Consider the following 26271-nt stretch of genomic DNA (forward strand, 5'->3'; position numbering starts at 1 on the left):
ATCCAGGGTTGCAGATGACAATTCACACGACCAATTGCTTCAACACCTTCATCCGGGTCGCTGAAGACTGTCCGGCGCATACTGGCGAGGAGCCGCCGCTGCGCGCGGGAAAGCCGACGGTGGCGTCCCTGCAATACGAGATGATCGCCAAGGCACCCTACAAACACACGTCCGACGACGTGATCTTCGCGACGTCTGCGCCGGGACGCGAGCTCGATGTGAAGGCGACGAAGACGGAGAAGCGTGCGGCCCGTGAAGCGTTCTTCTCCCGGGGGCAGGCGTGCATGAGGGCGTCGAGCCTGGGCAAGCGTTTTGGCTGGGGCGTTCATGCCGACAGTGAGGGCCGGATCGCGATTTACGCCGTCGACAGCAAACGCTACCAGGCGCTCGTCCGCGATCCCAAGCTCACGCAGGTGCGCGCGATGCGGTCGAAGCGGGCGTGATCAGAATTTTGGCGGCCGCTTTTCCGCGAACGCCTTGATGCCTTCCTTGATCTCGTCGCCGCGCATGCTGTCGCGGTGGCGCTGGTCGGCGGCTTGTTCATCCAATTCGCCGCGGGCGAATTCGTTGATGGCGCGCTTCATGCCGCGCATCGCCTGTGGCGCGTTGCCGGCGAGGACGCCGGCAAGCTTGTCGACCTCCTCGTCGAGGAATTCCACCGCCACCATGGCGGTGAGATAGCCGATCCGCAGCATCTCCGGCGCGCTGATCTTTTGCGCGGTCAAAAACAGCCTCTTCGCATTGTCGACGCCGAGCCGCGTCACGTAGCGTTTGATGCCGCTCCGGTAATAGTGCAGCCCGAGCCGCGCCGCCGGCATGAACATCTCGGCGGTGTCGACGCCGATGCGGAAATCGCAGGCGAGCGCGAGGTCCGTCGAGCCGCCATAGACGCCGCCATTGAGCCGGCAGATGGTCGGCACGCCGAGATCCTCCAGCCGGTTGACGACCGCTTCGAAGGCCGAGCCCGCGCTCTGCTGCTCGCTTGCGCTCACCGCGCGCTCGGCGACCGAATTCAGATCATAGCCCGCCGAAAAGGCGCGCCCGGTGCCGGTCAGCACCAGCACGCGGATCGCGGGATCAGCCTCGATCCGGTCGAACAGTTTGACGAGTTCGCCGAGATCTTCGGCCTGGAGCCGGTTGAGATGCTTGGGACGATTGAGGCGGATGGTGGCCCGCGCGCCGTCGCGTTCGAGCACGGGGCCAGAGGCTGCGTCGGCTATATCCGACATTCTTGTCTCCCTTTACCTGTTTTCGAGCGTGCGCCGTTTCGCCTCGGCGTCGATGGTCTCGGCGAGGTCGGGATGCCGCGCCATCAGCACGCGGAAATCGACGAGATCGAGCACCAGGAGCCGCGACACCTTCGTGGTCGAGACGTTGGCGCCGCGCATGTTGTTGCCGAGCAGCGCCATCTCGCCGAAGAAGGCGCCTTCGCCGAGCTGAACCTTCTTGCCGGGCAGGTCGACCTCGACCGCGCCGGCAGCGATAAAATACATGCAGTCGCCCTGCGTGCCCTTGCGGATGATCATGGTGCGCGCCGGCAGCTCCATGGTCCGCAGCATATGGGTGACGTCGGCGATGGCCGCCGGGCCAAGCGCCGCAAAGAACGGCACCTTGCTGACGGATTCCCAGGTCTTGAGGAAATTGTCGCGCCGGGTCTCCGCGGCAAAGCCGGTTGCCAGGATACCGGTCCAGAGACCGAACACGCCGAGGCCGGAGATCATCACCAGCGCCGCCACCATGCGCCCCAGAGGCGTCACCGGCACGACGTCGCCATAGCCGGTCGTCGTCAAGGTGACCACCGCCCACCACAGCGCCGCCGGCACGCTGCCGAAGGTCTGAGGCTGCACGTCCCGCTCCAGGAAATATTCGGCGACGGAGGCGAGGAAAACCACCATCAGGAAGATCACGAGCACGCTGACCAGCGGTCCCGATTCCAGCACCAGGACGCGGCGGAGCTGGCGCAGGCCCGGAATGCCCGGCACCACCTTCAGCACCCAGAGCACGCTGAGCAGCCAGGCCGTCCGAAGCTCGACGCCGAGAACCAGCGCGACCGGCACGGCCAGCGCTCCGATCGCATCGACGATGCCGGCGGAGGAGGACATGTAGAGCGCAAGGCGCTCGGTTCGCCTCATGTGGCGCAGCCGGACGACCCATTCGAACACGAAATAGGCGAGGCAGGCCCAGAGCAGGGCATCGACCCAGCGGGGCGCCGTCTCATAGGCCGGGCCAACCGTCAGCAGCACCATGCTGAGCAGGCCGACGCCGACCGCAACATAGGCCGCCTTGGTCATGTTGCGGCCGGCCGTGGCGGCCACGAACTGGGCCAGAGCGGAGATCAGCGGCTTGAACATGCGGGAAGGTGGCTCGGTCTTGGCTTTAGCGGTCTTGGCTTTAGCGGTCTTCGCTTCAGCAGTCTTGGCTTTTGCGGTCCCGGCTGGGACCTCGGTGTCAAAGTGCCTGCCCGGGCCGAGGCCGTCAACGACGGGCGCGGGCCGCGGCAAATGGGAAGACGAAGGCGGGGGGCGGCAGCCGGTCCCGCCGCTACCTGAAATGCGGCGGCTCGTCGTAGCCGCGGCGGCTGCTGAAGAACAGCAGGACCATCAGGCCGATGCCCACGACGACGGAAAATCCCGCCCCCAGCGCGAGAGCCACATAGCCTTCCGTCGGGATCGGCTCGCCTTCGACCGCCATCGCGGAATAAGCGAAATAGCCAACCGCTGCCAGCATTCCCACGAGGAAGATCATGAGGAGTGTACGCATGGCGCGTTCTCCGGTTGTATCCGGAAACCAATGGTTGCGGATGGGGAGGGTTCCCGAGTTCCGGCGGTTGATCCTCCCGGAAGACGTCCGCCCGCCCTGCCCCGAGAGTGCCAGATGGGCGGGTCAAGCGCTCTGCGCGGTCTTGACCACCACAACGTTGCTGTCGTCGTGCTGGGGAGGGCCGGCATCCGGGGCGGTTTCATCGATCTCGCCCGCATGGCGCTTCAGGTAGTCGCGACGCATGCCGATCTCGTCGCGGACGAATTCGTAGCCGAGCTTGAAGGTGTCGAGCCCGTCGGTACTGATCGTGCCGTCCCGGAGGCCGATGACCGCGCCGCGCAGGATACCTTCCAGCTCGTCCTGGAGACATTCGAGCTGATCCAGCGAGTGGGCGTGCTCGATGCGCTCGCCGATGTCGAGGATGGCGGTGGAGAGCTCGCTGGCCTTCTCCGGTGCGATCCGGGTGATCTTGGCGTAGATGGCGGCGAAGATCGAGCCGATGACGCTGAGCGCCGCGGCGCCGAGATACATCAGGTCGCTGTATTTATCCATGAACGACTTGGTGTCGTCGTTGATGTAATCGGCCGCGCCCTGATGCGCCATCACATAGGCGTCCTTCTCGACCGAGGCCGGCTCGATCCTGCTGGCGAAGCCGCTGTCGAGCCCGAGGGCCGACTTGTTCTCGTAGACGGTGCGCGCGAGTTCGCCCGCCGTGGCCGCCGACATCCTGGATTGCGCGACCAGCAGCCATTCCAGCCCGATCGTTTCGAGATCGTCGTCGGGAATTTCAGGCGAGACCGACAGCGTCCCTGCCGTCAGCGTCTCGTCTGCAATGCCGGGGAATTTGCGCGCCAGCGCCTTGGTCTCGTCGATTGCGTTGAGCGTGAAGCCGCCGCGTTTGGCGACCTGCTCATAGGCCTTGTCCCGCACCGCTTTCGAGGCGTGGACGATGGCGATCACCGCACCGAAGCCGTTTCCCGGCGCAAGCAGCTTGTCGAGTGTTGCGCCCTGCGGCGCCATCTGTATCCTGGCGGCGTCCGGACCGTCGGGGATGTCGAGGATGCCGCGGACGAAGGCAAGCGAGGACTCGTTCTCGGCGAGGACTGCGACCTTCTTCTTCTTCAGCTCGGCAAGCGACTTGATCTTCTTGTTGCCGGGTCCAAGCAGGAGCACGAGGTCGTGCTCGAGGATCGCGAGCGTGCGCGCCCGCAGCGGGACCTTGGCGTCGGTGCGCAGCACGGCGAGGTCGGCCTGCTTGCGGTCGAACTGGGCAAGCGCCTTGGCATTGTCAGGGTTGTTGACGATCTTGATGCGGAAGCGCGAGGCGTTGTTCTTCAGGAGTGCGGCGAGCTTGACCGCGAACAGCGCCTCGTCGCTGTTGGGTGCGCCGACGGCAAAGGTCAGCGTCTCCGAATTGTGCACCAGCGCGCGGCCGGCCCAGACGGTGGCAAGCGACAGCAGCAGGGTCAGCACGACGTACAGCAGGACCTGCTGCTGATTGGTCTTGATTACCTTGGGGCGCCGGGGCGGCGGTTCGACCGACGATGTGGTCGGGCCTTCAGTACTCATGGCAGCACTCTGGCCTTATTCTGGGTCGCGGGCGGCTCGCGGATCCGATCGCTGCGTGCGCCCCTGCAATTCTTAAACGCCTGAAAAAAGAACGATATTCTCTATCGCCAATGATAGCTTGCCGGTACCGGAATGCAAATTTCGAGCCGGAGGTAACCTTACTCCACGCCGACGCGGCGATTGGTCATCCTATCACCAGTTAGCCACAGTTGGCGATTTTCCGGTTCCCCCCGGCTGCATTCCGGTGCGGGAGGTGTCATAAATCAGAGGTCCCGGCGATTTGACCGGTCCAAGAAGAAGTTGCGCTGAACGCTCCAATCTTTTCTTGTCACCTCAATGAGGGCGTCAGCTTTGTCGTTTCCACCCATGTCATCGGCGGTTCCGGTTGAGGCGCTCATTGGCTGGATGTTGTTGCTCACGTTCAAGCACATCATCGCTGATTTCGTCCTGCAGACCGCCTGGATGGCGCATGGCAAGGACCAGAAGCACGGCTGGGCCCTGCCGCTCCTGGTGCATTGCCTGATTCACCTTGCGGTTGCGCTGCCGCTGATCCTGATCGTCGCGCCGAAATTCTGGTTCGTGGCCTTCATCGATTTCGTGATCCACATCACGATCGACCGCGCCAAGGGGTTCGTCTCCGCCAATTTCGGGGTCGACCTTGCGCACCCCTGGTTCTGGACCCTGATCGGCGTCGACCAGGCGCTCCATCACCTGACCGGCTTCGGCCTCTCCATCTTCATGGCGGCGAACTGATTGCTTGCACCCGTCATTCCGGGGCGGTCCGCAGGACCGAACCCGGAATCTCGAGATTCCGGGTTCTCGCTTCGCGAGCCCCGGAATGACGGCAAGTGGCAATTCTCGCCCCTTCCGATTCGCGGGGAGCGCACAAGGAACCCCGGGTGACTACCGTCAGGGGTGGTTAACCTTCCGTTAGAGAATTGCGCTGCATCTTCCCCACACGAGGGAGAACTGCAATGTTTTCAAGCCGCGACGCCTTTGAAAGCGATTTCTGCCCGGTTCGCGACGAGCTCCTTGGCGAGATGTATCGCGCCAGCGAGAGTGGCCTGCCGAGGTTGGTTGAGAGTGTTTCCCCTGACGCACGCGCGAAGCTGGCGCTGTTCTGCTATCGCCGCAGCCATTTGCATTCGCTGGCGGTCGCGATCGCGGGCAGCTGCAGCGAGCGCGACCTGATCGAGAACGGCGGCCGGGTCGGCTCGACGCTCTACGCGCTGTCGCGCGAAGGCGTCGCCAAATCCTCGCCGTCGCTGTCGGGTGGCCGCAAGCCGATCACGCTGTCGACCAAGCCGCTCTCGGTGCTTGCACCGCTCGATGACGAGCTCGACGACGAAATCAGCGAAGCTGTCCCCGCCTAAGGGTTCGCGATCATCGGCAGCCCGAACTTCCGCCGCGCCATTGCGCATTCGGCGTCGCCCGGCATGCAGCTGCGACAGACTTCCGGCCGCACGGCGTAGATGCCGCAGGCGGTCTCTTTCCCGATCTCCCCACGCAACGCCGAGCAGCGATCGCCTTCGCAGCGCATGCCGGACTGCCGCGCATTGACGAGCGCCTCCGGGATCGCCGCAAGCTCCTCGTCGCTCTCGATCGAGAAGCGGGGCCAGTTCTCCGAATAGCCGCAGCAGGCGCCGCAGCTCTGGCAGCAGCTCGACAGGTCGATGGGGGATGGCTCTTCCATCGTCGTCACGTGTCCTTTGGCGGGCCCCAGACCAGGCTCTGCCGCCATTTTGCGCGCAGCACGTCGCGCCGCTCCGGATATTTCTCGTCGAGATAGGTCGCCTCCACGACGCGGTCGGTGCGGAAGCTGCGGAAGTCGCTGCGCAGCTCGCACCAGGCCGCGAGCAGGCGCACGGCTTCGAGATAGCCGACCGAGATCGGCCAGATCATGCGCTCGCTGGGGCGGCCCTGCTCGTCGCGATAGCGCAGCATGATCTTCTTGCCTTCGTGGATCTGGGTGCGCGTGCGCGCCATGTCGAGGCGGTCCGGCTCCCTGTTCCAGCTTGGCCGCGCGCGGCTCGCGGGCTCCAGCACGAAGGGGCGCAGGCGCTCAGGCACGGTGTCGGCGATCTTCGCCATCAGATCTTCGGCCGCGCGCGCCAGTGTGGAATCGGCATGGCCCGCGACCCATTGCGCGCCCAGCACCGCCGCCTCGATCTCGTCGGGTGTCAGCATCAGGGGCGGCAGGTCAAAACCCTTTTCCAGGATGTAGCCCATGCCGGCTTCGCCGCGGATCGGCACGCGCTGGCCGATCAGTGTCGCGATGTCGCGATAGATCGTGCGCTTGGAGGTCTCGAGCTCGGCCGCAATCGCATCCGCCGTCAGCGGCTTACGCGTGCGCCTCAGCACCTGGATGATCTGAAACAGCCGGTCGGCGCGTCTCATGACAATTCTCTTTCCAAATTCCTGACCGCAGCCCGCTCAAAATCCGGCGCGTGGATGCTGACAGGATGTTGGCAGCAGGGGGGTTCTATACCGGGACAACACATCGACTGAAGAGGATTTGTCCATGATCATCCCAACCCATTTCAGCCCGGCCGGTCCGCTGTGGCGGGCGCAGGCCGTGCTGCACGCTTTGGCCTTCAGCCGGCTCATGTTTTTCGATCTCACCGTCGTCGACCTCCGCGTTGCGCTCGCGACCATGGTGACACGCTCGCTGATCCAGGCTGCGGACGCGCTGGTCCGCCACATCATGGGCCGCGCCTGGCGAGGGGCCCGTTTCGCAGAAGATATCACGGCTGCTGCCACCATGGTGGCAGCAGCCCGCGGTTAGGTTCCGTCAACTCTTTCTTCAGGAGAGCTTTATGATCACGCTTTACGGCTTTGGCACCGGCTTCGGCCTGCCGGAAATCAGCCCCTTCGTCACCAAGACGGAGGTGCAGCTCAAGATGGCGGGACTGCCCTACCGGAAGGAGCGTGCGATGCCGCCCGCCTCCCCCAAGGGGCAGCTGCCGTTCATCGACGACGGCGGCGAGGCGGTGGCCGATTCCACCTTCATCCGCGCCCATATCGAGCGCCGCTACGGCTTCGATTTCGACGCCGGGCTCTCGTTGCAGGAGCGCGCACAGGCCTGGGCGTTCGAGCGCATGATCGAGCATCACGTCTATTGGGCGCTGGTCGGCGCGCGCTGGGTCGATCCGATCAACTTCGCCAAGGGCCCGTCGCATTTCTTCGACGGCGCGCCGGAACACAATCGCGAAAAATTGCGCGAGGATGCGCAATTCCGTGTCGCCGAGAACTATCTGCTCTCCGGGCTCGGCCGCCACGCACCGGACGACGACGTCGATCTCGCGGTGCGCTCGCTGTTCGCGCTTTCGGTGCAACTCGGCGACAAGGCCTATCTGATGGGCAACAAGCCCTGTGGTGTCGATGCCACCGCCTTCGGCGCACTCGCCGGAATCCTGACGCCGTTCTTCGAATCCGGTTTGCGGCAGCGGGCCGAGGGCTTCCCGAACCTCACCGCCTATGTCGACCGCATGATGGACAATTACTATCCGGAGTTCGCCTGGACCCCGCTGCGGCAGGCGGCTTAGCGTCGCCTCAAGGAAGCCAAAAGAAAAGAGCCGGCCCATCGGGCCGGCTCTCGTCGTCTCGAAACTGTCGCAGCGCTTACTTCACCAGCGTGTACTTGCCGTTCTTCACCGTGAGCAGGATGCGCGAGCGCTCGTCGAGGCCGTAGCGGTCCTTTTCGGTGAAGTTGTAGACGCCCTGGCTCGCAGCCAATTCCTTCTCCGACAGCAGCGCCTGGCGGATCGCTTCGCGGAATTCCGGCGTGCCGGGCTTGGCCGTCTTCAGCGCGGTCGGGATGACTCGCTTCAGGATCTCGAAGGCGTCATAGGAATGGCCGGCGAACTGGCTGCGGCTGTTCGGGCCGTACTTGCCTTCATAGGCCGAGTTGAGCGCGAGGCCCGGCTTCTTGGTGGCGGCTTCGTCCGGCTGGTCCTCGGGGTCCATGACGGGGCCCGAGGCCATCAGCACGCCTTCGGCCGCTTTGCCGGCGATGCGGATGAAGTCCATGCTGGCGGCGCCATGGGTCTGGTAGATCAGGCCCTGGTAGCCACGCTCGCGCAGCTCGGTCTGCGGCAGCGCGGCCGCAGTGCCGGAGGCGCCGACCAGGATCGCGTCGGGATTGGCGGCGACGAGCTTGAGCACCTGTCCGGTCACCGACGTATCGGGACGGGCGAAGCGCTCCTCGTCCACGATGGTCATGCCCATCGGCACGGCCTGCGCCTTCAGGTCGTTGAACCAGAGGTCGCCGTAGGAATCGGAGTAGCCGATATAGCCGAGGGTCTTCACACCCTTCGACTTCATGTGGTCGTATAGCACCTTGCCCACGATCGGGATCGGCTGCGGCATCGCCACCGACCACTTCATGCGCTCGGGCGTGATCGGGAACGGCGCGAGGCCGAAATGCGGAATGCCGGCTTCGTTGGCGACGTTGGAGACCGCGATGGTCGGCGGCGTCAGCGCCGAGCCCATGATGATGTCGGCCTTGGATTCGGTCACGAAGCGGCGGGCGTTGGTGGTCGCGGTGGTGGGATCGCCGCCGTCGTCGAGCACGATCACCTTCAGCGGCACGCCGCCGATCTCCTTCGGCACGAACTCCAGCGCATTGCGCTCGGGAATGCCGAGGGCGGCGCCCGGGCCGGTCGTGGTGGTGGTGATGCCGATGGTGATTTCGCTGGTCTGCGCCAGCGCGGGCAGGGCCGGCAGGGCAAGCGTCGCCGCGGCGATCGCGGCGGTCAGGTAAAAGCGTTTCATCTATTGTTCCTCCCTTGACGTGTTTCTTTGAAAGCAGAAATCGGGGGGTAATTCAGCCCCCTCTTTTGGTGATGCGGCGATTTAGCTCCCCGATCTAACTTCCCGTAAACTTGGTCACCATTTCCGCCGGAAACGGTGCCGATTTCAGCTTCTCCGGATTGGCCGGGTCGCGGCCGACCAGGACGCGGGTCTCGAATGCCTCGATGGCGAGATCGGCGGTCTTGTAGACATTGTGCTTCACCTCGAAGCTCGAGCGCTTGATGCTCTCGATCTTCGTCTCGATGGTGATCCAGTCGCCATGGGTCGAGGGGATGTAGAACTTGGCCCGCGTGTCGACCATGGGGATACCGACCAGGCCGTATTTGTGGACCAGGTCCTGCTTCGAGAAGCCGGCCTTCTCGAACAGGACCGAGGTCGAATCGTCGAACATGCTGAAATAGCGCGGGTAATAGACGATGTTGGCGGGGTCGCAATCGCCCCATTGGATCTGTACGTCGCGCCGGTTCACGAACATGTGGTTGGTACTCGTTGGGGCCGGCTCTCACCTCTCCCGTAGGGAGAGGTCGAATTGCGCAGCAATTCGGGTGAGCGGTTTCGGTCTCTCGATAGTGCAAAGCCCCTCACCCGGCGCTGCGCGCCGACCTCTCCCAATGGGAGAGGTAAGGTCGAGGACGCTGCTGCAATATCGCTCATGAATTTACTTCGGCGCCATGCGCAGCGAGCCGTCGAGGCGCACCACCTCGCCGTTGAGGTACGAATTCTCGACCATGTGCAGCGCGAGCGCGGCGAACTCGTCGGCATTGCCGAGCCGGCGCGGGAAGGGGATCGCGGCCGCGAGCGAATCCTGGGCTTCCTGCGGCAGGTTCGCGAGCAGCGGGGTGAGGAACAGGCCGGGCGCGATCGTCAGCACGCGGATGCCGAACTGTGCGAGCTCGCGCGCGATCGGCAGCGTCATGCCGACGATGCCGCCCTTCGAGGCCGAATAGGCCGACTGGCCGATCTGGCCGTCATAGGCGGCCACGGAGGCGGTGTTGATGATGACGCCGCGCTCGCCGGTCGCCTGCGGCTCGAGCTTGGACATCTCGGTTGCGGCGAGGCGGAGCATGTTGAAGGTGCCGATCAGGTTGACCTTGATTACCTTGTCGAAATCGGCGAGCGCCATCGGGCCGTCGCGGCCGACGACGCGTTTTGCCACGCCGATGCCGGCGCAGTTGACCAGCACGCGCGCGGGGCCGTGGGCCTTGGTCGCCTGCGCGATCGCAGCTTCAGCGGAAGCGGCGTCGGAGACGTCGCAGGTCACCGCCACGCCCTTGATCTCGGCGGCGACGGTTTCGGCGAGCTTGGCATTGAGGTCGCACACCGCGACCTTGGCGCCCTGCGCCGCCAGTTTTCGCGCGGTCGCCGCGCCCAGCCCCGATGCGCCGCCGGTGACGATGGCTGCCTGATCCTTCAACAACATGGCGTTCTCCTGTAGCGATGGTTTCTTAGCCGACCGATATCACACGGTCCGATGGATTGGCAGCGTAGAGCTCGTCGATCAGCGCGCCGCGATGCTCCAGCACCGCGCGCTGGTTGATCGAGCCCTTGTCGGTGACCTCGCCCTTGTCGATCGAGAGCGGCGTGTCCATCAGGATCGCGCGCGTGATCCGCGTCGAGGAACCGGTGGCCGAGCCGAGGAAACGGGTCAGGCGCTCGCGAAAGGCCTCGCGCACCAGCCGGTCGCGCGTCGCGACGACGAGGTCGTCGGCCGGCAGCGTCGGGTTGACCAGCCTACAGCCGTCGAGGTCGAGCACGACCAGCGCGGAGACCTCGTCGCGGTTGATGCCGGCGATGACGACGTCGCGCACCAGCGGTGCGCAGGCCGCAACGAAGCGCGCGCGCAAGGGGCCGACACTGACCCAGGTACCGCTCGCGAGCTTGAAGTCCTCGCTGACGCGGCCGTCGAAATCGAAGCCGGCGTTGAGATCATCGGGATCGGCAGGCTTGAGCGCGTCGCCCAACTTGTAGAATCCTTCTTCGTCGAAGGATTTTGCGGTGATATCCGCCTGGCGCCAGTAGCCGGGCATCACGTTCGGCCCCTTGGCGCGGACCTCGAGCTTGCCGTTGTTCGGCACCAGCTTGGCGTCGTTGCCGGAGACGGGGAGGCCGACATGGCCGGAGCGGCTGGTGCGCGGATTGACCGACATGAAGAACGGCGCGGTCTCGGTCGCGCCAAGGCCGGTCAGCATCGGCACGCGATAGCCTTTTTCCTTCACCGCGAGCTCGTCGAGGCTGTCCCAGACGAACGGCGACAGCGCCGCGCCCGAGAAGAACATCGCATGCAGCCGGTCGAAGAATTTCGCGCGCAGGCCCTGGTCGTCGCGCAGATAGGGCAGCAGCGACTCATAGCCCTTCGGCACGTTGAAATAGACGGTCGGCGAAATCTCCTGGAGATTGCGCACGGTCTCCTCGATGCCACCGGGCATCGGCTTGCCGGCGTCCAGATACATCGAGCCGCCATTGTAGAGCGTCAGGCCGATATTGTGGTTGCCGCCAAAGGTGTGATTCCAGGGCAGCCAGTCGATGATGACGGGCGGCTCGTCCTTGAGGAAGGCGAGGGTCTCGCGCAGCATCACCTGGTTGGCGCAGATCATGCGCTGGGTGTTGATGACGGCCTTGGGATTGCCGGTCGAGCCCGACGTCAGCAGGAATTTCGCGATCGTATCGGGGCCGATCTTGCCGTGGACTTCGTCGAGATCGCCGCGGATCGGCGTCGCCATGAGGTCGGCGAGCAGCGTGACGTCGCGGCCCGCCACATGGCCGTAGGAGGCGGCGATCTCGGTGCCGAGCGAAACATTGGCAGCGAGCGCATCCGAGAACTTGTCGGCGTCCTCGGCGAAGACGAGGCCGGGCGTCAAGAGCTTCATCAGATAGGAGAGCTTGCCGTAATCCTTCGACACCAGCGAATAGGCCGGCGACACCGGGCAGAACGGAACGCCGGCATAGAACGCGCCGAAGGCCAAAAGCGCATGGTCGATCGAATTGCCGGAGAGGATGACCACCGGCCGGTCCGCCGACAAGCCGCGCTGGATCAGCGCCGAGGCGATGTGCCGGCTCGCGGTGAGCAGCTCGGCATAGGTGATCTTGCGCCAGCCGCGGCCGCCTTCGCGCTCCGCCATGAAGACGCGGTCCGGCGTCGTCGTCGCCCAATGATGCAGACGGTCGGTGATGCGGACGGAATAGTCGCCGAGCGGCTGCTTCGGCCGCAGGTAGATCGTCCCGTCCTCACGCCGTTCGATATTGACGACGGGATCGCCGAACGAAATCGGCCGCAGCGGGAAAGTGCTTGCGCCGCGCTCCGTGCCGGAAGAGGACGGCTGTGCATTCATGACTTTGGCTTCACCTTGGCGGTCTTGTGCTCGAGGAATTCGCGGATCCTGCGCTTTGCTTCCTTGTCGCTCTGGGCGACGGTGGCCATCAGCGATTCCATCAACAGGCCGGTCTGCGGATTGGCTTCCGCGATCATCGGCAGCGCCTGGAGCACGGCGAAATTCGTCAGCGGCGCGTTGGAGGCGATCTTGGTCGCAAGCTCAAGCGCCTTGCCGAGCCCGTTGCCGGCTTCGGTCAGATATTGCGCAAAGCCGTAGGAAGCGCCTTCGGTCGCGCTATAGACGCGGCCGGTCAGCATCATGTCCATCATCCTGGCAACGCCGATCAGCCGCGGCAGCCGCACCGAGCCGCCGCCGCCGACGAAGATGCCGCGCTGCCCCTCCGGCAGCGCGAAATAGGTCGAGGGCTCGGCGACGCGAATATGGGCGGCGCAGGCGAGCTCCAGCCCGCCGCCGATCACGGCACCCCGGAGCGCGGCGATCACGGGCACGCGGCTATACTGGATGCGGTCGAACACCCGGTGCCACATCTGCGAATGGAGCAGCCCGCCGGTCGCGTCGTGCTCCGTCAGTTCGGACAGGTCGAGGCCGGAGGAGAAATGGTCGCCGATGCCGTGGATGACGACCGCGCCGATATCCTCGGGCAGGGACGCAAAGCACTCGCCGATTTCCAGGATGATGCCGTCATTGAGCGCATTGCGCTTGGCCGGCCGGTTCAGGCCCACGGTCAGAACCCTGTCGGCCCGCTCGATCCTCAACAGCCCGGAGGCACCCGCGTCAGCGGTCTCGGCGTTTCCCTGTGTCATTTGCGTCCTTATCAGAATAGTTATGTTGTATAACGAATTTACAAGGAGTCAACAAGGGAGGCCCTCCCTGGCGTCGGGGCAGCTACGCTCGTCTCGGCTCCCCCGGGGAACGGGTAGCCGCCGATGTCATCAGCCCATCGCCACCCGGTCGCCCTTGGTCCCGTGCTCGCGCCGGTCGAGCCACATCGTGCCGAGCGCAAACGCCAGCCACCCGAAATTGTAGGCAAAGCCTACGATCAGAACGACCCAGCCGGGAATCGGTCCGACGGCGGCGCGATCGATAAGTTCCGTCAAGGTCATTGCAGGCGTCGGATGGATTGCAATCTTGCCGTAATAGGCTGTCGCCTGGATGGCGAATATCCAGACGTAGTTGCGACGCAACCGCCGTCCGGTAGCGCGGACAAATGAAATGTGATGGCGGGGCGCAGTGTAGTCGCGCGCGAGAACGGCCTTCCAGCTATCGTCGTGCGCTTCACCGGTGAAGATTGGCGCATAGAAATTCCTCTCCAGCCAACGAGCCCGGGCACGCCAGACATTGAAATAGCGATAACGCCGCGCCTCCATACCAAGGAACACGGCAAGGAGCAGTCCGACAAGCACGAGTGGTAGAGGCGAAGCCTCCGGGCTCGAAAATGTCGTCGACAGCGCGATGCCCATCGTGACGATCGCCCAATTGGTCGTGTTGTCGAGCCGCGTTCGCCAGATCGTCGATCGATAGACCTCGCCGCGGTAGAGATGAGCGATGGCGCCCATTTCGGCGGAGTCGAAGGTGTGTTGGGGGACTGGTTCGCTGGAAGCCATAAGAGACATGGTGGGACTCCCGTGGTCTGCACAACTTGGTGCAGATCACATTCTGAACCAGGTTCGCCCTGGGTCAAAGACCGATTCCTCACATCACCTGATGGACGTCGATCACGACGCGGTCCGCGTGGCGTGCGGCTGAAGCTACAAAAATGTGCTCCATCAGCCAGCGATACTTTTCATGCCCGGTCTCGAACCGCGGCACGGTCCGGAAATAGATCAGTTTCGGATCGACCGGCTCGCCGCGCTTGAGCTCTTGCAGCAGCTCGACCGGGCCGAAGCGGATGCCCTTGTTCTCGACATAGACGATGGCGCCGTCGGCGGTCTCGAAGGCGTATTTCGCTTCTAGGTCGATCAGCTCGTTGGGGCGGATGGTCTGGAAGTCGGCGCCGAACGGCAGCACCTTGCCGGTGACCGCGCCCGTCACCTCGCCGCCGATGATCGGAATGATGCGGCGGACCCCGATGCCGGTCTCGCCGGCGGTGACGACGTCGCCGATGCGGGCGGTGATGGTGAAGACGTATTTGGTGTCGAGGGTGGGGGTCATGTGTCACTCCAACGGTCACACGGTCACACGGTCAGAAGGCGCCGGTGTCTTCGCCTCTCCCCGCCTGCGGGGAGAGGCCGGAATGCGCGCGTAGCGCGGATTCCGGGTGAGGGGGAGTCTCCGCGAGTCCGACTGTCACCGTCCTCGCGGAGGCTCCCCCTCACCCCAACCCTCTCCCCGCAAGCGGGGCGAGGGAGATCACCGCCGTTGCGGCGAGAACCCGCATTCAATCCATCATTAATGCGCCATCATCCGCGTCGGCAGCCAGGTCGCCAGCAGCGGGAAGGCGATCAGGATCACCAGCCGCACCAGATCCGTCGCCACGAACGGGATCACGCCCTTGAAGATGGTGGAGAAGGAGACGTCCTTCACCACGCTTTTTATGACGAAGACGTTCATGCCGACCGGCGGGTGGATCAGGCCGAGCTCGACGGTCATCACGATGATGACGCCGAACCAGATCGGGTCGAAGCCGAGATGCATGATGACGGGGAAGATGATCGGCACGGTGAGGATGATCATCGCCATGGCGTCCATCAGGCAGCCGAGCACGAGATACATCACCATGATCAGTGCCAGCACGCCGTAGGGGCCGAGGCCGAGGCCGGTCAAAAATTCCGTCACCTTCTGCGGCGTCTGCGTCACCGTGAGGAAATAGCCGAAGATCAGCGCACCGATCAGCACGGTGAACACCGCGGCGGCGGTGCGCGTCGCCTGGAGCAGCGAGGCCAAAATCTTCTCGCGGTCGAGCCGGCCGGTGAAGACGCCGATGATGAAGGCGCCGGTGGCCCCGACGCCGCCGGCTTCCGTCGGCGTGAAGCGCGGCAGGAAGGGCAAGCCGTAAAGGCCGCCGATGACGAAGACGAACAGCAGGACCGGGGCCCAGATCTCCTTCAGGCCGGCAAAGCGCTCGCGCCACGGCAGCACCTTGCCCTTGGGCAGGAAGTCCGGCCGGAAGTATCCGATCAGGGCGATCGTGATCATGTACATGGTCATCGCCAGCAGGCCCGGAATGATGCCGGCGATGAAGAGTTTTCCGATGTCCTGCTCGGTGATGATGCCGTAGACCGCCAGCACGGTGGAGGGCGGCAGCATCGCGCCGAGCGTGCCGCCGGCCGCGATCACGCCGGTGGCGAACGACTGCGGATAGCCGAAGCGGCGCATCTCGGGGTAGGCGACGGCGGAGAAGGTCGCGGCGGTCGCAACCGAGGAGCCGCAGATCGCGGCAAAGCCGCCGCAGGCCCCGACGGTGGCGATGCCGAGCCCGCCGCGCAAATGTCCGACGAACCCGTTGGCGGCGCGGAACAGCTCGCGGCTCATGCCGGAATTGCTGACGAAGGAGCCCATCAGCAGGAACATCGGGATGACGCCGAACGTGTAGTCGGTGACCGTGCGCATCGAGGTCTGGCCGACCAGTTTCAGCGCCGGCGTGGCGCCGACCAGATAGGAGAAGCCGGAGACGCCGACGAGGCCCATGGCCATGCCGACGGGCACGCGCAGCAGCATCAACGCAAACAGGGAAACGAAGCCGATTACGGCGACGGCATCGGTGCTCATGATTACTCCGTCGCCTTCAGCTTGGGGTCGTGCATTTCTTCGGGATGGAAGATCAGCCGGTAGGTGCGGATCGCGATCAGCAGCACGGCGGAGACGTCGCCGATCCAGGCAATCGCGAAGAACGGCCAGGTCGGCATGTGCATGTCGAAGGTCTGGACGTTGTCGTTGTAGGTGCCGCGCACCTTGTCGAACAGGGTCCAGGTCTGCACCGTGACGACGAACAGCAGCACCAGGGTCGCGAACACGTCGATCCAGCGCTGATAGCGCGGCTCGACATTGCCCCAGACCAGGTCGACCGTGATGTGGGTGCCGCGATAGGAGGTCGCAGCGATGCCCCAGAAGATCAGGATGCCGAGCAGCATGCGGCCGATGTCGAAGCTGTCGGGGATCGAATAGTTCAGCGTGTTGCGCAGCAGAACCGACACGAAGATGTCGAGCGCGACGAGGCCGACGAAGCCGGCCGCGATCCATTCGATCGTGTCGATAAAGCGATCCATCCAGGCGCGCTTCATGGGTGTGTCCTGAGTGATGTCATTCTCGCTCTCGGCTCAGAAGGCGGTCGTTCGCCTCTCCCCGCTTGCGGGGAGAGGCCGGAATGCGCGCGCAAGCGCGGATTCCGGGTGAGGGGGGCTCTCCGCGAGTCCAACTTTCACCGTCCCCGCGGAGACTCCCCCTCACCCCAACCCTCTCCCCGCAGGCGGGGAGAGGGGGAGGAAGCGTCGTGCGCTCCTAACAGCGCACTTGCAGAATGACGGCGGCGAGATGTCTCTCGCCGCCGCATCTGTTTCAACGAAGCGCTACTCCGCCAGCGCGTTGTACTTCTTCAGCGAGGCCTTCAAATCCGCCAGCGCGGCGTCCGGATCGGCGCCCGCTTTCTTGGCGCCGTCGCCCCAGGTCTTGACCAGCGGCTCGGCGGCTTTCTTCCAGGCCGCGGTCTGCTCTTGTGTCAGCTTGTAGACCTCGTGCCCCTCTTCCGCCTTCACCTTGTCGACGCCGGCGTCCTCGAACTTGCCCCAGTGCTCGCCGACCACGCCGGCCATCTCGACCGAGCAGTTCTTGTCGATTGCGGCCTTCTGCTTGTCGGACATCGCATTGTACTTGTCCTTGTTGATCACGAACACGAAGGTCGTGGTGTAGAGCGGCGCCTCCATGTCGTACTTGGTCACCTTGTCGATGCCGAACAGCACGAGGGAACCCCATGGGAAGGTGACGCCGTCGGCGACGCCGCGCTCGATGATGTCGCGCACTTCGGGCGCGGAGGACTGCACATTGGTGCCGCCGAGCGAGGTGACGAAGTTCGCCATGGTGGCGTGCGCGGGACGGATCTTCAGCCCCTTCACGTCCTCCGGCATCACGATCTTCTTGGTTTTGGAATGGAAGGAGGAGGGCGAGTGGACGAAGGCGAGGCAGTATTTGACGTCCTTCATCTCCTTCTCGGCATATTTGCGATACCAGGCGTCGAGCCCCATCGAGCCGCCCTTGGCATCCGAGATCAGGAACGGCAATTCGCCGGCGCCGACGATCGGGAAGCGGCCGGGCTGATAGCCGGGATTGACATAGGTGACATCGGCGATGCCATCGCGCGCCATGTCGTAATGATCGAACGCCTTGCCGAGCTGCTGGGCCGGAAACACCTTGCCCGTAATGGTGCCGCCGGAATCCTTGTTCACCGCGGCCACCCAGTCTTCCAGCGATTTTTGCAGCGGGTGCGATGCCGGCACCCAGTGCGAGATCTTCAAGTCGAAGGTCTTGTCCTGCGCCAACGCCGGCGTCACGCTTGCTGCGAGCAACAAAGCCAGACAGGCTTTCCTCATCACACGTCTCTCCCTGTTTTCGACGGCGGGCTTCGATGGCCCGGTCTCGTTATTTAACATGTTATCTAATTGGCCGGCGCGTTCAAGCCGGAATTGGCGCGCACGTTGTCGCGTCCTGTACGTCAGCCATGTTGCATGGATTTGTCGATGCTAGCGCGACCAGCACTCCCCTTTTGCCCAACCGTTATATGATATAATTAACTTGCGCGGATCATCGCGACAAGCGAGCCGCGACGAAAGCCTACAGGATCGGGAGGAGCAAGTATTGCGGACAAAAGTCGCAATCATCGGGGCCGGGCCGGCTGGATTGTTGCTTGGGCAACTGCTGCACAATTACGGCATCGACAATTTCATCCTGGAGCGGCAGAGCCCGGACTACGTGCTCGGCCGCATCCGCGCCGGTCTTCTGGAGGAGGGAACCGTCGCGCTGCTCGACCAGGTCGGTGCCGGCGTGCGGGCGCATGCCGAAGGCCTGGTGCATGAGGGCATTGAGCTGGCCTTTTCCGGCCGCCGTCATCGCATCGACATGAAGGCCGCGACCGGCAAGACGGTCATGATCTACGGCCAGACCGAGGTCACGCTCGACCTGATGAACGCGCGTAAGGCGGCCGGCCTCGATACGGTCTACGAGGCCAAGGACGTGCGACCGCATGATTTCGACGGCAGTCACCCGCGCGTAACCTGGGTCAGGGACGGCGTCACCCACACGCTCGATTGCGATTTCATCGCCGGCTGCGACGGTTTTCATGGCGTCAGCCGCGCCAGCGTTCCGGCCTCGGCGATCGAGGAGTTCGAGCGGGTCTATCCGTTCGGTTGGCTCGGCATTCTCTCCGAGACGCCGCCGGTCAGCCACGAGCTGATCTACTCCAACCACGCCCTCGGCTTTGCGCTCTGCACCATGCGCTCGATGAAGCGCAGCCGCTACTATGTGCAGTGCTCGCTGGACGACCATGTCGACCAATGGCCCGACGACCGCTTCTGGGACGAATTGAAGCGTCGGCTCGACCAGGAGGCCGCCGACAGCCTCGTCACCGGTCCCTCGATCGAGAAGAGTATCGCCCCCTTGCGCAGCTTCGTCGCCGAGCCGATGCGCTTCGGCAAAATGTTCCTGTGCGGCGATGCCGCCCACATCGTGCCGCCGACCGGCGCCAAGGGACTGAACCTTGCGGCCAGCGACGCGCATTATCTGTCGAGCGCGCTGCGCGAATTCTACGACGAGAAGTCCAGCGCCGGCATCGACGCCTATTCCGCCAAGGCACTGGCGCGCGTCTGGAAGGCGGTGCGCTTCTCCTGGTGGATGACCTCGATGCTGCACAAATTCCCCGACACCGGCGCCATCGGCGCCCGCATCCAGCTCGCCGAACTCGACTACGTCACGCAGTCGCAGGCCGCGATGTCGTCGCTGTCGGAGAATTATGTGGGGCTGCCGTTTTAGAGAAGTGCCGTAGGGTGGGCAAAGCGAAGCGTGCCCACCAGCTATGCGTTTGTGGAGAGATGGTGGGCACGGCGCGTTGCGCCTTTGCCCACCCTACGGGCGTTGCATTCCTCGCAACGCCGCCGCCCGTTTCAAACACCCGCGCAAATTCCGTTTAAAACTTTGTAGGTGATGCGTCCGCCACGCCCATCGCGTTCAATGCTGGCAACCAGCAACGCGAGACAGCGATGACCGCCACCGACATTCCCGCCGGCTTCGAGCCGCATTTCCGCAAAGCCCCGCTCACCGATCCCTGGGAGCCGCTCTACTCGAAGAAGGCCGACAAGGCCGTGATCATCGGCCTGCGCCTGGCCAAGCCGCACACCAACGCGCGCGGGCTCATCCATGGCGGACTGATCGCGGCGCTCGCCGATGCCGCCATGGGTTACAGCTGCGCACAGGCGACCGGCTGGACGACGTCCTTCGTCACGATCTCGTTGTCGGTCGACTATGTCGGCGCCGCCGAAATCGGCCAGTGGCTCGCGGTCGAGGGCGAGGTGATCAAGACCGGCAGCACGATCTGTTTCGCGCAGTGCCTGGTCAAGGCCGACGACACCGTGATAGCGCGGGCCAGCGGGACGTTTCGGGTGGTGCCGAAGAAGGGCTAGCTGTCATTCCGGGGCGATGCGAAAGCATCGAACCCGGAATCTCGAGATTCCGGGTTCTCGCTTTGCGAGCCCCGGAATGACCGCCTTCACCCAAACCGCCACTCCGCCGTCTCCACCACGAGATCGACGAACGCGCGCACCTTGGCCGAGAGCAGGCGCGAGGTCGGATAGACGACATGGATGGGCAGCGCCGGCTGCTCGTATTTCGCCAGCACGACCTTCAGCCGCCCGCGCTTCAAGCCCTCGGCGGCCTGATAGGCCAGCACCCGCGTGACGCCGCCGCCGGCCTCGGCATATTGCAGGGCGGCGTCAGCGCTATTGCTGGTGAGGCGCGGGTTCGTCGTCACCTCGATGTCGCGGCCGTCCTGCATGAAATGCCAGCTGGCGGATGGTCCGAACTGGATGGTCTGGTGCGAGGCGAGCGCTTCCGGCGTCTTCGGTTCGCCATGGCGCTTCAGATAGCCGGGCGCGGCCACCACGATCCGCCGCATCTCGCCGACCTGGCGCGCGACGAGGGACGAATCGGCGAGATGGCCGATCCGCACCGCCACATCGACGGCGTCTTCCACGAGATTGACGAGATGGTCGGACAGCCGCAATTCGCCGGCAACCTCGGGATAGCGCTTCAGATAGGCGGTCATGACCGGCCCGACATGCAGCCGGCCGAAGCCGACCGGTGCCGACACCACCAGCCGCCCGCTCGGCCGGTTACGCTCTTCCCGCGCCGAGCCGTCGGCCTCCTCGACATCGGCGAGAATGCGCCGCGCGCGCTCCAGATAGCGTGTGCCGACATCGGTCAGCGTCACCTGCCGCGTGGTCCGCTGCAACAGCCGGGCGCCGAGATGCTCTTCCAGCGCCGCGATCAGCCGCGTCACCGCCGAGGGCGACAGGTGCAACTTGCGCGCCGCCGGCGCAAAGCCGCGCAGATCGGCAACGGTGACGAACACGTGCATGGCTTCCAGGCGGTCCATGGCATTATTGCATATATTGCAATGATGAAGTGTCAAGCCGGCGGATTGTTTTAAACGCCGAAAGGTCCATTTTAATCGCCGAAAGACGCAGAAATGCGCCGGGATTCCAGGAGATGTTCCGATGACGGCAACCCTCACCTACGCCAGCGACGTGGCGTTCACGCCGGCGGTGAAATCGATCCAGACCCGAAAGGGATCGCGCGAAGGCTATGCCCATGCCGAGCAGCGCGGCTGGCGCACCGAGGTCGATGAGAACCTCGCAGCGTTCCTGGCCGATGCCAACAGCTTTTATTTCGCCACCGCCTCTGCCGATGGCCAGCCCTATATCCAGCACCGTGGCGGGCCGAAGGGGTTTTTGAAGGTGCTGGATAAGCAGACGTTGGCTTTCACGGACTACGCCGGCAACCGGCAATACATCACGCAGGGAAACCTGTCCGAAAATCCCAAGGCCTACATCTTCGTGATGGACTACGCCCATCGCCGCCGGGTGAAGATCTGGGGCGAGGCGCGCGTGGTCGAGGATGACGATGCGCTGACGACGTCGCTGATGCCGAAGGGATATCGCGCGCGGCCGGAGCAGGTGATCCTGTTCAAGATCGCGGCCTGGGACACCAACTGCCCGCAGCACATTCCGCAGAAGTTCGATGCGACGGATGTCGCGGCCGCGCTGGCGGCGAGGGATCAGCGGATCGCCGAGCTGGAAGCGGAGGTGGCGGCGTTGAAGGAGAAGGCGGCGAGCATCTAGGCGCGAATCTCGTCGCATTCTTCGGTGTCATGCCCCGCGAAGGCGGGGCATCCAGTACGCAGCGACCTATCGATTCGACCACGGTCTTCTCGGAGTACTGGATCGTCCGCCTTCGCGGACGATGACAGTTGAGTTCGTGGCGACGCCTCAGAACTACAGAACGCTCGCACCTTCGTGCTGGAAGCCGAGATAGCTCGCCGCAACGCGTTCGTTCGCGGCGATGTCGCTGGCCTTGCCGCTGAGCACGAACTCGCCGAGCTCCATCACATAGGCCTGGTCCGCGATCTTGAGCGCGGCCTGCGCGTTCTGTTCGACCAGCAGCACCGAGACGCCGGCGGTGCGGAGCTCGGTGACGATGCGGAAGATGTCGGCGACGATAATCGGGGCGAGACCGAGGCTCGGTTCGTCCAGCATCAGGAGCTTCGGCTCGCCCATCAGCGCGCGACCCATCGCGAGCATCTGCTGCTCGCCGCCGGAGAGCGTGCCGGCGAGCTGCTTGCGCCGCTCCTTCAGCCGCGGGAACAGCGTGTAGACCCGCTCCATCGAGGCCTTCGACTTGCTCCGCTCGATGCGGAAGGCCCCGAGCTCGAGATTGTCCTCGACATTCATGGTCACGAACAATTCGCGGTGCTCCGGGACGAGGCCGAGGCCCATCGCGACGCGGTCCTCGATGTCGAGCCGGGCGAGGTCCTGGCCTGCGAAGGCGACGCGGCCCTTCAGCGGCAGAATGCCCATGATGGCCGACAGCAGCGTGGTCTTGCCGGCGCCGTTGGCGCCGACGATGGTGACGATCTGGTTCGCCCCGACCTCGAGCGAGACCGAACGCACGGCCTCGACCTTGCCGTAGGCGACATGCGCGTCGGTGACGGACAACAGCGCGCTCATGCCGCCACTCCGAGATAGGCCTTGATCACTTCGGGATTGGTCTTGATCGTGGCGGGCGTGCCCTCCGCGATCTTGGTGCCGAAATCGAGCACGACGATGCGGTCGGCGAGGTTCATGACAAAGCCCATGTCGTGCTCGACCAGCAGCACGCTCATGCCGCCGTCGCGCAATTCGCGCAGCAGCCTGGCAAGCTGCTGCTTCTCCATGTGGCGCAGGCCGGCGGCCGGCTCGTCGAGCAGCAGCAGCATCGGATCGACGCACAGCGCGCGCGCGATCTCGACGATGCGCTGCTGGCCGAGCGAGAGCGAACCTGCGAGCTGGTGCATCTGGTCGGCAAGCCCGACGCGCTCGATCTGGCGTGCGGCCTCGGCGAGCAGCTTTGCCTCGTCGGCGCGGTCGAGCCGCAGCATGGAGGAGATCGGCCCCGAATGACCGCGCAGATGCGCGCCGATAGCGACGTTCTCCAGCACGGTCATGTCGGGGACCAGCTTCACGTGCTGGAAGGTGCGGGAGATGCCGAGCTTGACGATCTCCTGCGGCGGCGCGTTGTCGAGCCTCTTGCCAAGCACCGAGATCGAGCCTGAGGTCGCCGACAGCACGCCGGTGATCAGGTTGAACGTCGTGCTCTTGCCGGCGCCGTTCGGCCCGATCAGCGCGACGATCTCGCGGGCCTGGACCTCGAAGGAAACGTTGTTGACCGCGATCACGCCGCCGAATTGCTTGCGTGCCTTCTCGACCTGGAGCAGGACGCTGGCTTCGCCGGGCGCGCGGGTGCGCTGCTCCAGCTTCAGCGAGGTGTCCGGCTTCCTGCCGCGGGTAGGCTCGGGCAGGAACGACATCAGCCAGGGCCAGACGCCGCCGGGCGCGAGTTGCAACAGCGCCACCAGCATGATGCCGAACACGATGGTCTCGACCTGGCCGGAACCCGGCAGGAGCAGCGGCAGATAGCTTTGCAGCACCTCTTTCAGGACCACGACGATCGCCGCGCCCAGCACGCCGCCCCAGACATAGCCGGCGCCGCCGACCACCGCGATGAAGAGATATTCGATGCCGGCCTGTGCGCCGAACGGCGTCGGGTTCACCGCGCGCTGAAGGTGGGCATAGAGCCAGCCGGAGAGACCGGCTAGCACCGCGGCGTGGATGAACACCAGTAGCTTTGCCCGCGGCGTGTGCACGCCGAACGCCTCGGCGGCGACATGGCCGCGCCTGAGCGCGCGGATGGCGCGGCCGGTGCGGGAGTCCAGCAGGTTCATCGTGAGCAGGGCCGAGAGGATCACGGCGACCCAGATCGCGTAGTAGATCGAGCCGGGCGAGAGCATCTTGAACGCGCCGATCGACAGCGGCGGGATCGCCGAGATGCCGTCGTTGCGGCCCAAAAACTCCAGCTTGCTGAAGAGATAGAACAGGCCGAGCCCCCAGGCGAGCGTGCCGAGCGGCAGATAGTGGCCGGAGAGGCGGACGGTGACGAGGCCAAGCAGCACCGCCAGCGATCCGCTGACCACGAGCGACAACGGCAGCGTCAGCCAGGGCGACAGGCCGTAGCTCGTCGACAGCACCGCGGTGGTGTAGGCGCCGAAGCCGACGAAGGCGGCTTGTCCGAACGAGGTCAGGCCGCCGACGCCCGTCAGCAGCACGAGGCCCATCGCGACGAGGGCGGCAAGGCCGATATTGTCGAGCAGCACGATCCAGAACGGCGGCATGCCCGGGACAAACGGGATCGCCGCCATGACAAGCGCGAAGACGAGGATGGGGAGCCGGCTCTGCATCTTAGCGTCAGTCCTTCTCTTCCTCGACCGCGGGCGCGGCGAGCGAGCGCAGCAGCAGCACGGGGATCAGCAGCATGAAGACGATCACTTCCTTGTAGTTGGAGGCGTAGAAGGACGAGAACGCCTCGACGATGCCGACGACCAGCGCGGCGACGGCGGTGAGGGGGTAGCTGACGAGGCCGCCGATGATCGCGGCAACGAAACCCTTCAGCCCGATCAGGAAGCCGCTGTCGTAATAGAGCGTCGTGATCGGCACGATCATGATGCCCGACAGCGCGCCGATGACGGACGCCAGCAGGAAGGCGATCTGCCCCGACAGCGTGGTGCGGATGCCAGCGAGCCGCGCCCCTAACCGGTTCACGGCGGTCGCGCGCAGCGCCTTGCCGTAGAGCGTCAGGCCGAAGAACAGCCAGAGCCCGACGATGAAGGCGATGGTGATGGCGTAGACGGTGATGCTCTGGCCGGTGAAACGCAGCGCGCCGGCGGTGAAAGAGCCGGACAGCACGGCAGGTCCGCGCTGGCCCTCGGCGCCGAAGAACAGCAGGCCCAGTCCCTGCAGCGCGAGGTGGACGCCCACGGAGGCGATCAGCAGCACCAGCACCGAGGTGTGCGCCAGCGGCTGGAACGCGATGCGGTAGAGATACAGGCCGATCATCGCCACGATCACCAGCGACAGCGCGATGCAGACCGCCACCGGCGGCTTCTGGGCGGCGAAGTAGATTGTCAGCGCCAGCACGATGGCCGGCAGCACGATATTGGTGAGGACGCTGCGCAGGATCAGCCGGCCATGCAGCGCCTTGCGGGCCACGAACAGGTCGAAGCCGAAGGCGCCGATGCCGAGGGCGAGCGCGAGCTTTGCCGTGCCCGGCATCTGGCCCGCGGCCAGCGAGGCATAGGTCAGCGCGCCATAGGTAACGAACTCGCCCTGGGGAATGAGGATCACGCGGGTAACGGCGAACACCAGCACCAGCGCGAGGCCGAGCAGCGCATAGATCGCGCCATTGGTGATGCCGTCCTGCACCAGGAACAGCATGATAGTGGTGTTCAAGACCGGACGCTCCCCCTCAAAGATTAAGGACCGGTCTCCGCAATCGCGGTGGATGGTCCCTCACAGCCATTGAAATACGCTGACGATATTTGATATGGTGCATAACAATTATCAAATATAACTTCAAGGGTGGCGGGCGACCCGCCCCGAATTTAGCGGGATTACGAGCACGAGGCGATGACCGTTTCCAAAACCGCTGAAAAGTCTTCAGAAAAACCGGCTGACTCGGCCAAGGGCCGCAAGGACGCGGCCGAGGCCCAGGGCCAGGGCTCTACCGATGCCCTCCAGCTCGGCGAGCTCTCCGAACAGCTCGGCTATGTGCTGAAGCGGGCGCAGCTCAAGGTGTTCGAGAACTTCCTGCGCTGCATGGCCTCGCTCCAGCTCACCCCCGCGCAGTTCTCGGTGCTGCTGCTGGTCGAGAAGAACCCGGGGCGGAACCAGACCGAGATCGCCTCCACCCTCGGCATCCTGCGCCCGAATTTCGTGGCCATGCTCGACAATCTCGAAAGCCGCGACCTTTGTGCGCGGATCCGTTCCACCAACGACCGCCGCTCGCATATCCTGGTCCTGACCGACAAGGGCAAGGCTGTGCTGACGCGGGCGAAAAAGCTCGTCGCCACCAAGCACGAGGCGCGGCTGAACGACCTGCTCGGCCAGGCCAACCGCGAAGCCCTGATCGAGATGCTCTCGAAGATCGCCAACGAGTTTTGAGCTGGGCTTAACCGCACGCTCTCTCTGCTCCCTCCCCCCTTGCGGGGGCAGGGCTATCGCATGTGGAT

Annotated in this window: 29 protein-coding genes; 9 read left to right on the top strand and 20 right to left on the bottom strand. The window is 64.6% G+C overall.

The annotated features are described in order from the left end of the window. Positions 1–14 precede the first annotated feature (14 nt). A complete protein-coding gene (locus tag AB5K84_RS06330) occupies positions 15–443 on the top strand; it encodes a DUF6157 family protein (protein WP_011090582.1) in 429 nt (142 codons plus the stop codon). Here the strand turns inward: AB5K84_RS06330 and AB5K84_RS06335 are convergent, their stop codons facing one another. From AB5K84_RS06335 to AB5K84_RS06350, 4 genes are all read right to left on the bottom strand, one after another. Beyond that, positions 444–1229, bottom strand: coding sequence for an enoyl-CoA hydratase/isomerase family protein (locus AB5K84_RS06335; protein WP_011090581.1), 786 nt, complete (start codon positions 1227–1229; stop codon positions 444–446). It abuts the gene before it with no gap. Between the two features lie 12 nt (positions 1230–1241). After that, complete coding sequence (locus AB5K84_RS06340; protein WP_011090580.1) at positions 1242–2351, bottom strand: cyclic nucleotide-gated ion channel; 1110 nt, start codon at positions 2349–2351, stop codon at positions 1242–1244. 190 nt (positions 2352–2541) lie between these two features. Then, complete coding sequence (locus tag AB5K84_RS06345) at positions 2542–2760, bottom strand: hypothetical protein (RefSeq protein ID WP_028173782.1); 219 nt, start codon at positions 2758–2760, stop codon at positions 2542–2544. A gap of 123 nt (positions 2761–2883) precedes the next feature. Then, entirely contained in the window at positions 2884–4329 is a 1446-nt protein-coding gene (locus AB5K84_RS06350; protein ID WP_011090579.1) for a TAXI family TRAP transporter solute-binding subunit, read from the bottom strand. A gap of 405 nt (positions 4330–4734) precedes the next feature. Here AB5K84_RS06350 and AB5K84_RS06355 point away from each other — a divergent pair, with 405 nt between their 5' ends. Both AB5K84_RS06355 and AB5K84_RS06360 read left to right on the top strand, forming a co-directional pair. Further along, a complete protein-coding gene (locus AB5K84_RS06355; protein ID WP_049832502.1) occupies positions 4735–5082 on the top strand; it encodes a DUF3307 domain-containing protein in 348 nt (115 codons plus the stop codon). Between the two features lie 221 nt (positions 5083–5303). Then, complete coding sequence (locus AB5K84_RS06360) at positions 5304–5702, top strand: hypothetical protein (RefSeq protein ID WP_028173785.1); 399 nt, start codon at positions 5304–5306, stop codon at positions 5700–5702. On the opposite strand, the gene AB5K84_RS06365 is transcribed toward AB5K84_RS06360, so the two are convergent. Further along, complete coding sequence (locus AB5K84_RS06365; RefSeq protein WP_038966146.1) at positions 5699–6022, bottom strand: YkgJ family cysteine cluster protein; 324 nt, start codon at positions 6020–6022, stop codon at positions 5699–5701. The genes AB5K84_RS06360 and AB5K84_RS06365 overlap by 4 nt on opposite strands. Positions 6023–6027: 5 nt before the next feature. Further along, positions 6028–6726 carry a helix-turn-helix transcriptional regulator gene (locus tag AB5K84_RS06370; RefSeq protein WP_011090575.1) on the bottom strand — a complete coding sequence of 233 codons (699 nt, stop codon included), beginning with the start codon at positions 6724–6726 and terminating at the stop codon, positions 6028–6030. A gap of 124 nt (positions 6727–6850) precedes the next feature. Between AB5K84_RS06370 and AB5K84_RS06375 the strand changes: the two genes are divergently transcribed. Continuing rightward, positions 6851–7114, top strand: coding sequence for a hypothetical protein (locus AB5K84_RS06375; RefSeq protein WP_011090574.1), 264 nt, complete (start codon positions 6851–6853; stop codon positions 7112–7114). A gap of 31 nt (positions 7115–7145) precedes the next feature. Further along, positions 7146–7874, top strand: coding sequence for a glutathione S-transferase family protein (locus tag AB5K84_RS06380; protein WP_011090573.1), 729 nt, complete (start codon positions 7146–7148; stop codon positions 7872–7874). Between the two features lie 76 nt (positions 7875–7950). On the opposite strand, the gene AB5K84_RS06385 is transcribed toward AB5K84_RS06380, so the two are convergent. From AB5K84_RS06385 to AB5K84_RS06430, 10 genes are all read right to left on the bottom strand, one after another. After that, on the bottom strand, positions 7951–9102 hold the full coding sequence (locus tag AB5K84_RS06385; protein WP_011090572.1) for an ABC transporter substrate-binding protein: 1152 nt from the start codon (positions 9100–9102) through the stop codon (positions 7951–7953). Positions 9103–9196: 94 nt separating this feature from the next. Then, positions 9197–9616: an acyl-CoA thioesterase gene (locus AB5K84_RS06390; protein ID WP_011090571.1), complete on the bottom strand. Its 420-nt coding sequence runs from the start codon at positions 9614–9616 to the stop codon at positions 9197–9199. 183 nt (positions 9617–9799) lie between these two features. Then, positions 9800–10561 carry an SDR family NAD(P)-dependent oxidoreductase gene (locus AB5K84_RS06395; RefSeq protein WP_011090570.1) on the bottom strand — a complete coding sequence of 254 codons (762 nt, stop codon included), beginning with the start codon at positions 10559–10561 and terminating at the stop codon, positions 9800–9802. Positions 10562–10586: 25 nt separating this feature from the next. Beyond that, positions 10587–12470, bottom strand: coding sequence for a feruloyl-CoA synthase (locus AB5K84_RS06400; protein ID WP_011090569.1), 1884 nt, complete (start codon positions 12468–12470; stop codon positions 10587–10589). Beyond that, the gene (locus AB5K84_RS06405) at positions 12467–13276 is read right to left on the bottom strand and encodes a crotonase/enoyl-CoA hydratase family protein (RefSeq protein WP_011090568.1); all 810 of its coding nucleotides are present in this window, start codon (positions 13274–13276) and stop codon (positions 12467–12469) included. The genes AB5K84_RS06400 and AB5K84_RS06405 overlap by 4 nt, the downstream gene beginning before the upstream one ends. Positions 13277–13405: 129 nt before the next feature. Next, positions 13406–14086, bottom strand: a complete 681-nt coding sequence (locus AB5K84_RS06410; protein WP_011090567.1) for a DUF2270 domain-containing protein — start codon at positions 14084–14086, stop codon at positions 13406–13408. 79 nt (positions 14087–14165) lie between these two features. Then, entirely contained in the window at positions 14166–14624 is a 459-nt protein-coding gene (locus tag AB5K84_RS06415; protein ID WP_011090566.1) for a DUF3237 domain-containing protein, read from the bottom strand. A 237-nt stretch (positions 14625–14861) separates the two neighbouring features. Then, complete coding sequence (locus AB5K84_RS06420) at positions 14862–16181, bottom strand: TRAP transporter large permease (RefSeq protein WP_011090565.1); 1320 nt, start codon at positions 16179–16181, stop codon at positions 14862–14864. Between the two features lie 2 nt (positions 16182–16183). Continuing rightward, the gene (locus tag AB5K84_RS06425; protein ID WP_011090564.1) at positions 16184–16693 is read right to left on the bottom strand and encodes a TRAP transporter small permease; all 510 of its coding nucleotides are present in this window, start codon (positions 16691–16693) and stop codon (positions 16184–16186) included. A gap of 285 nt (positions 16694–16978) precedes the next feature. Then, positions 16979–17995 (bottom strand): TRAP transporter substrate-binding protein, encoded by a 1017-nt coding sequence (locus AB5K84_RS06430; RefSeq protein ID WP_011090563.1) that lies wholly within the window; start codon positions 17993–17995, stop codon positions 16979–16981. Between the two features lie 265 nt (positions 17996–18260). Here AB5K84_RS06430 and pobA point away from each other — a divergent pair, with 265 nt between their 5' ends. Beyond that, complete coding sequence (gene pobA, locus AB5K84_RS06435; protein ID WP_011090562.1) at positions 18261–19430, top strand: 4-hydroxybenzoate 3-monooxygenase; 1170 nt, start codon at positions 18261–18263, stop codon at positions 19428–19430. Between the two features lie 227 nt (positions 19431–19657). Then, positions 19658–20077: a PaaI family thioesterase gene (locus tag AB5K84_RS06440; RefSeq protein ID WP_011090561.1), complete on the top strand. Its 420-nt coding sequence runs from the start codon at positions 19658–19660 to the stop codon at positions 20075–20077. 86 nt (positions 20078–20163) lie between these two features. On the opposite strand, the gene AB5K84_RS06445 is transcribed toward AB5K84_RS06440, so the two are convergent. Next, positions 20164–21048 (bottom strand): LysR family transcriptional regulator, encoded by an 885-nt coding sequence (locus AB5K84_RS06445; RefSeq protein WP_011090560.1) that lies wholly within the window; start codon positions 21046–21048, stop codon positions 20164–20166. Positions 21049–21169: 121 nt separating this feature from the next. Between AB5K84_RS06445 and AB5K84_RS06450 the strand changes: the two genes are divergently transcribed. Further along, positions 21170–21793, top strand: coding sequence for a pyridoxamine 5'-phosphate oxidase family protein (locus AB5K84_RS06450; RefSeq protein ID WP_011090559.1), 624 nt, complete (start codon positions 21170–21172; stop codon positions 21791–21793). A gap of 153 nt (positions 21794–21946) precedes the next feature. On the opposite strand, the gene AB5K84_RS06455 is transcribed toward AB5K84_RS06450, so the two are convergent. From AB5K84_RS06455 to AB5K84_RS06465, 3 genes are read right to left on the bottom strand one after another with little or no spacing between them, the layout of a single operon-like run. Continuing rightward, positions 21947–22678 carry an ABC transporter ATP-binding protein gene (locus AB5K84_RS06455; protein WP_011090558.1) on the bottom strand — a complete coding sequence of 244 codons (732 nt, stop codon included), beginning with the start codon at positions 22676–22678 and terminating at the stop codon, positions 21947–21949. Then, on the bottom strand, positions 22675–24444 hold the full coding sequence (locus AB5K84_RS06460; RefSeq protein ID WP_011090557.1) for a branched-chain amino acid ABC transporter ATP-binding protein/permease: 1770 nt from the start codon (positions 24442–24444) through the stop codon (positions 22675–22677). Before AB5K84_RS06460 ends, AB5K84_RS06455 begins: the two co-directional genes overlap by 4 nt. A gap of 7 nt (positions 24445–24451) precedes the next feature. After that, a complete protein-coding gene (locus AB5K84_RS06465) occupies positions 24452–25492 on the bottom strand; it encodes a branched-chain amino acid ABC transporter permease (protein ID WP_028173794.1) in 1041 nt (346 codons plus the stop codon). Positions 25493–25669: 177 nt separating this feature from the next. On the opposite strand from AB5K84_RS06465, the gene AB5K84_RS06470 reads away from it, so the two are divergent. Continuing rightward, positions 25670–26203, top strand: coding sequence for a MarR family winged helix-turn-helix transcriptional regulator (locus AB5K84_RS06470; RefSeq protein ID WP_011090555.1), 534 nt, complete (start codon positions 25670–25672; stop codon positions 26201–26203). Positions 26204–26271: the final 68 nt, after the last annotated feature.

Origin of the sequence: Bradyrhizobium sp. 1200_D9_N1_1 (genome assembly GCF_052075915.1) — a bacterium.
In the GTDB taxonomy this organism is placed as follows: domain Bacteria; phylum Pseudomonadota; class Alphaproteobacteria; order Rhizobiales; family Xanthobacteraceae; genus Bradyrhizobium; species Bradyrhizobium diazoefficiens.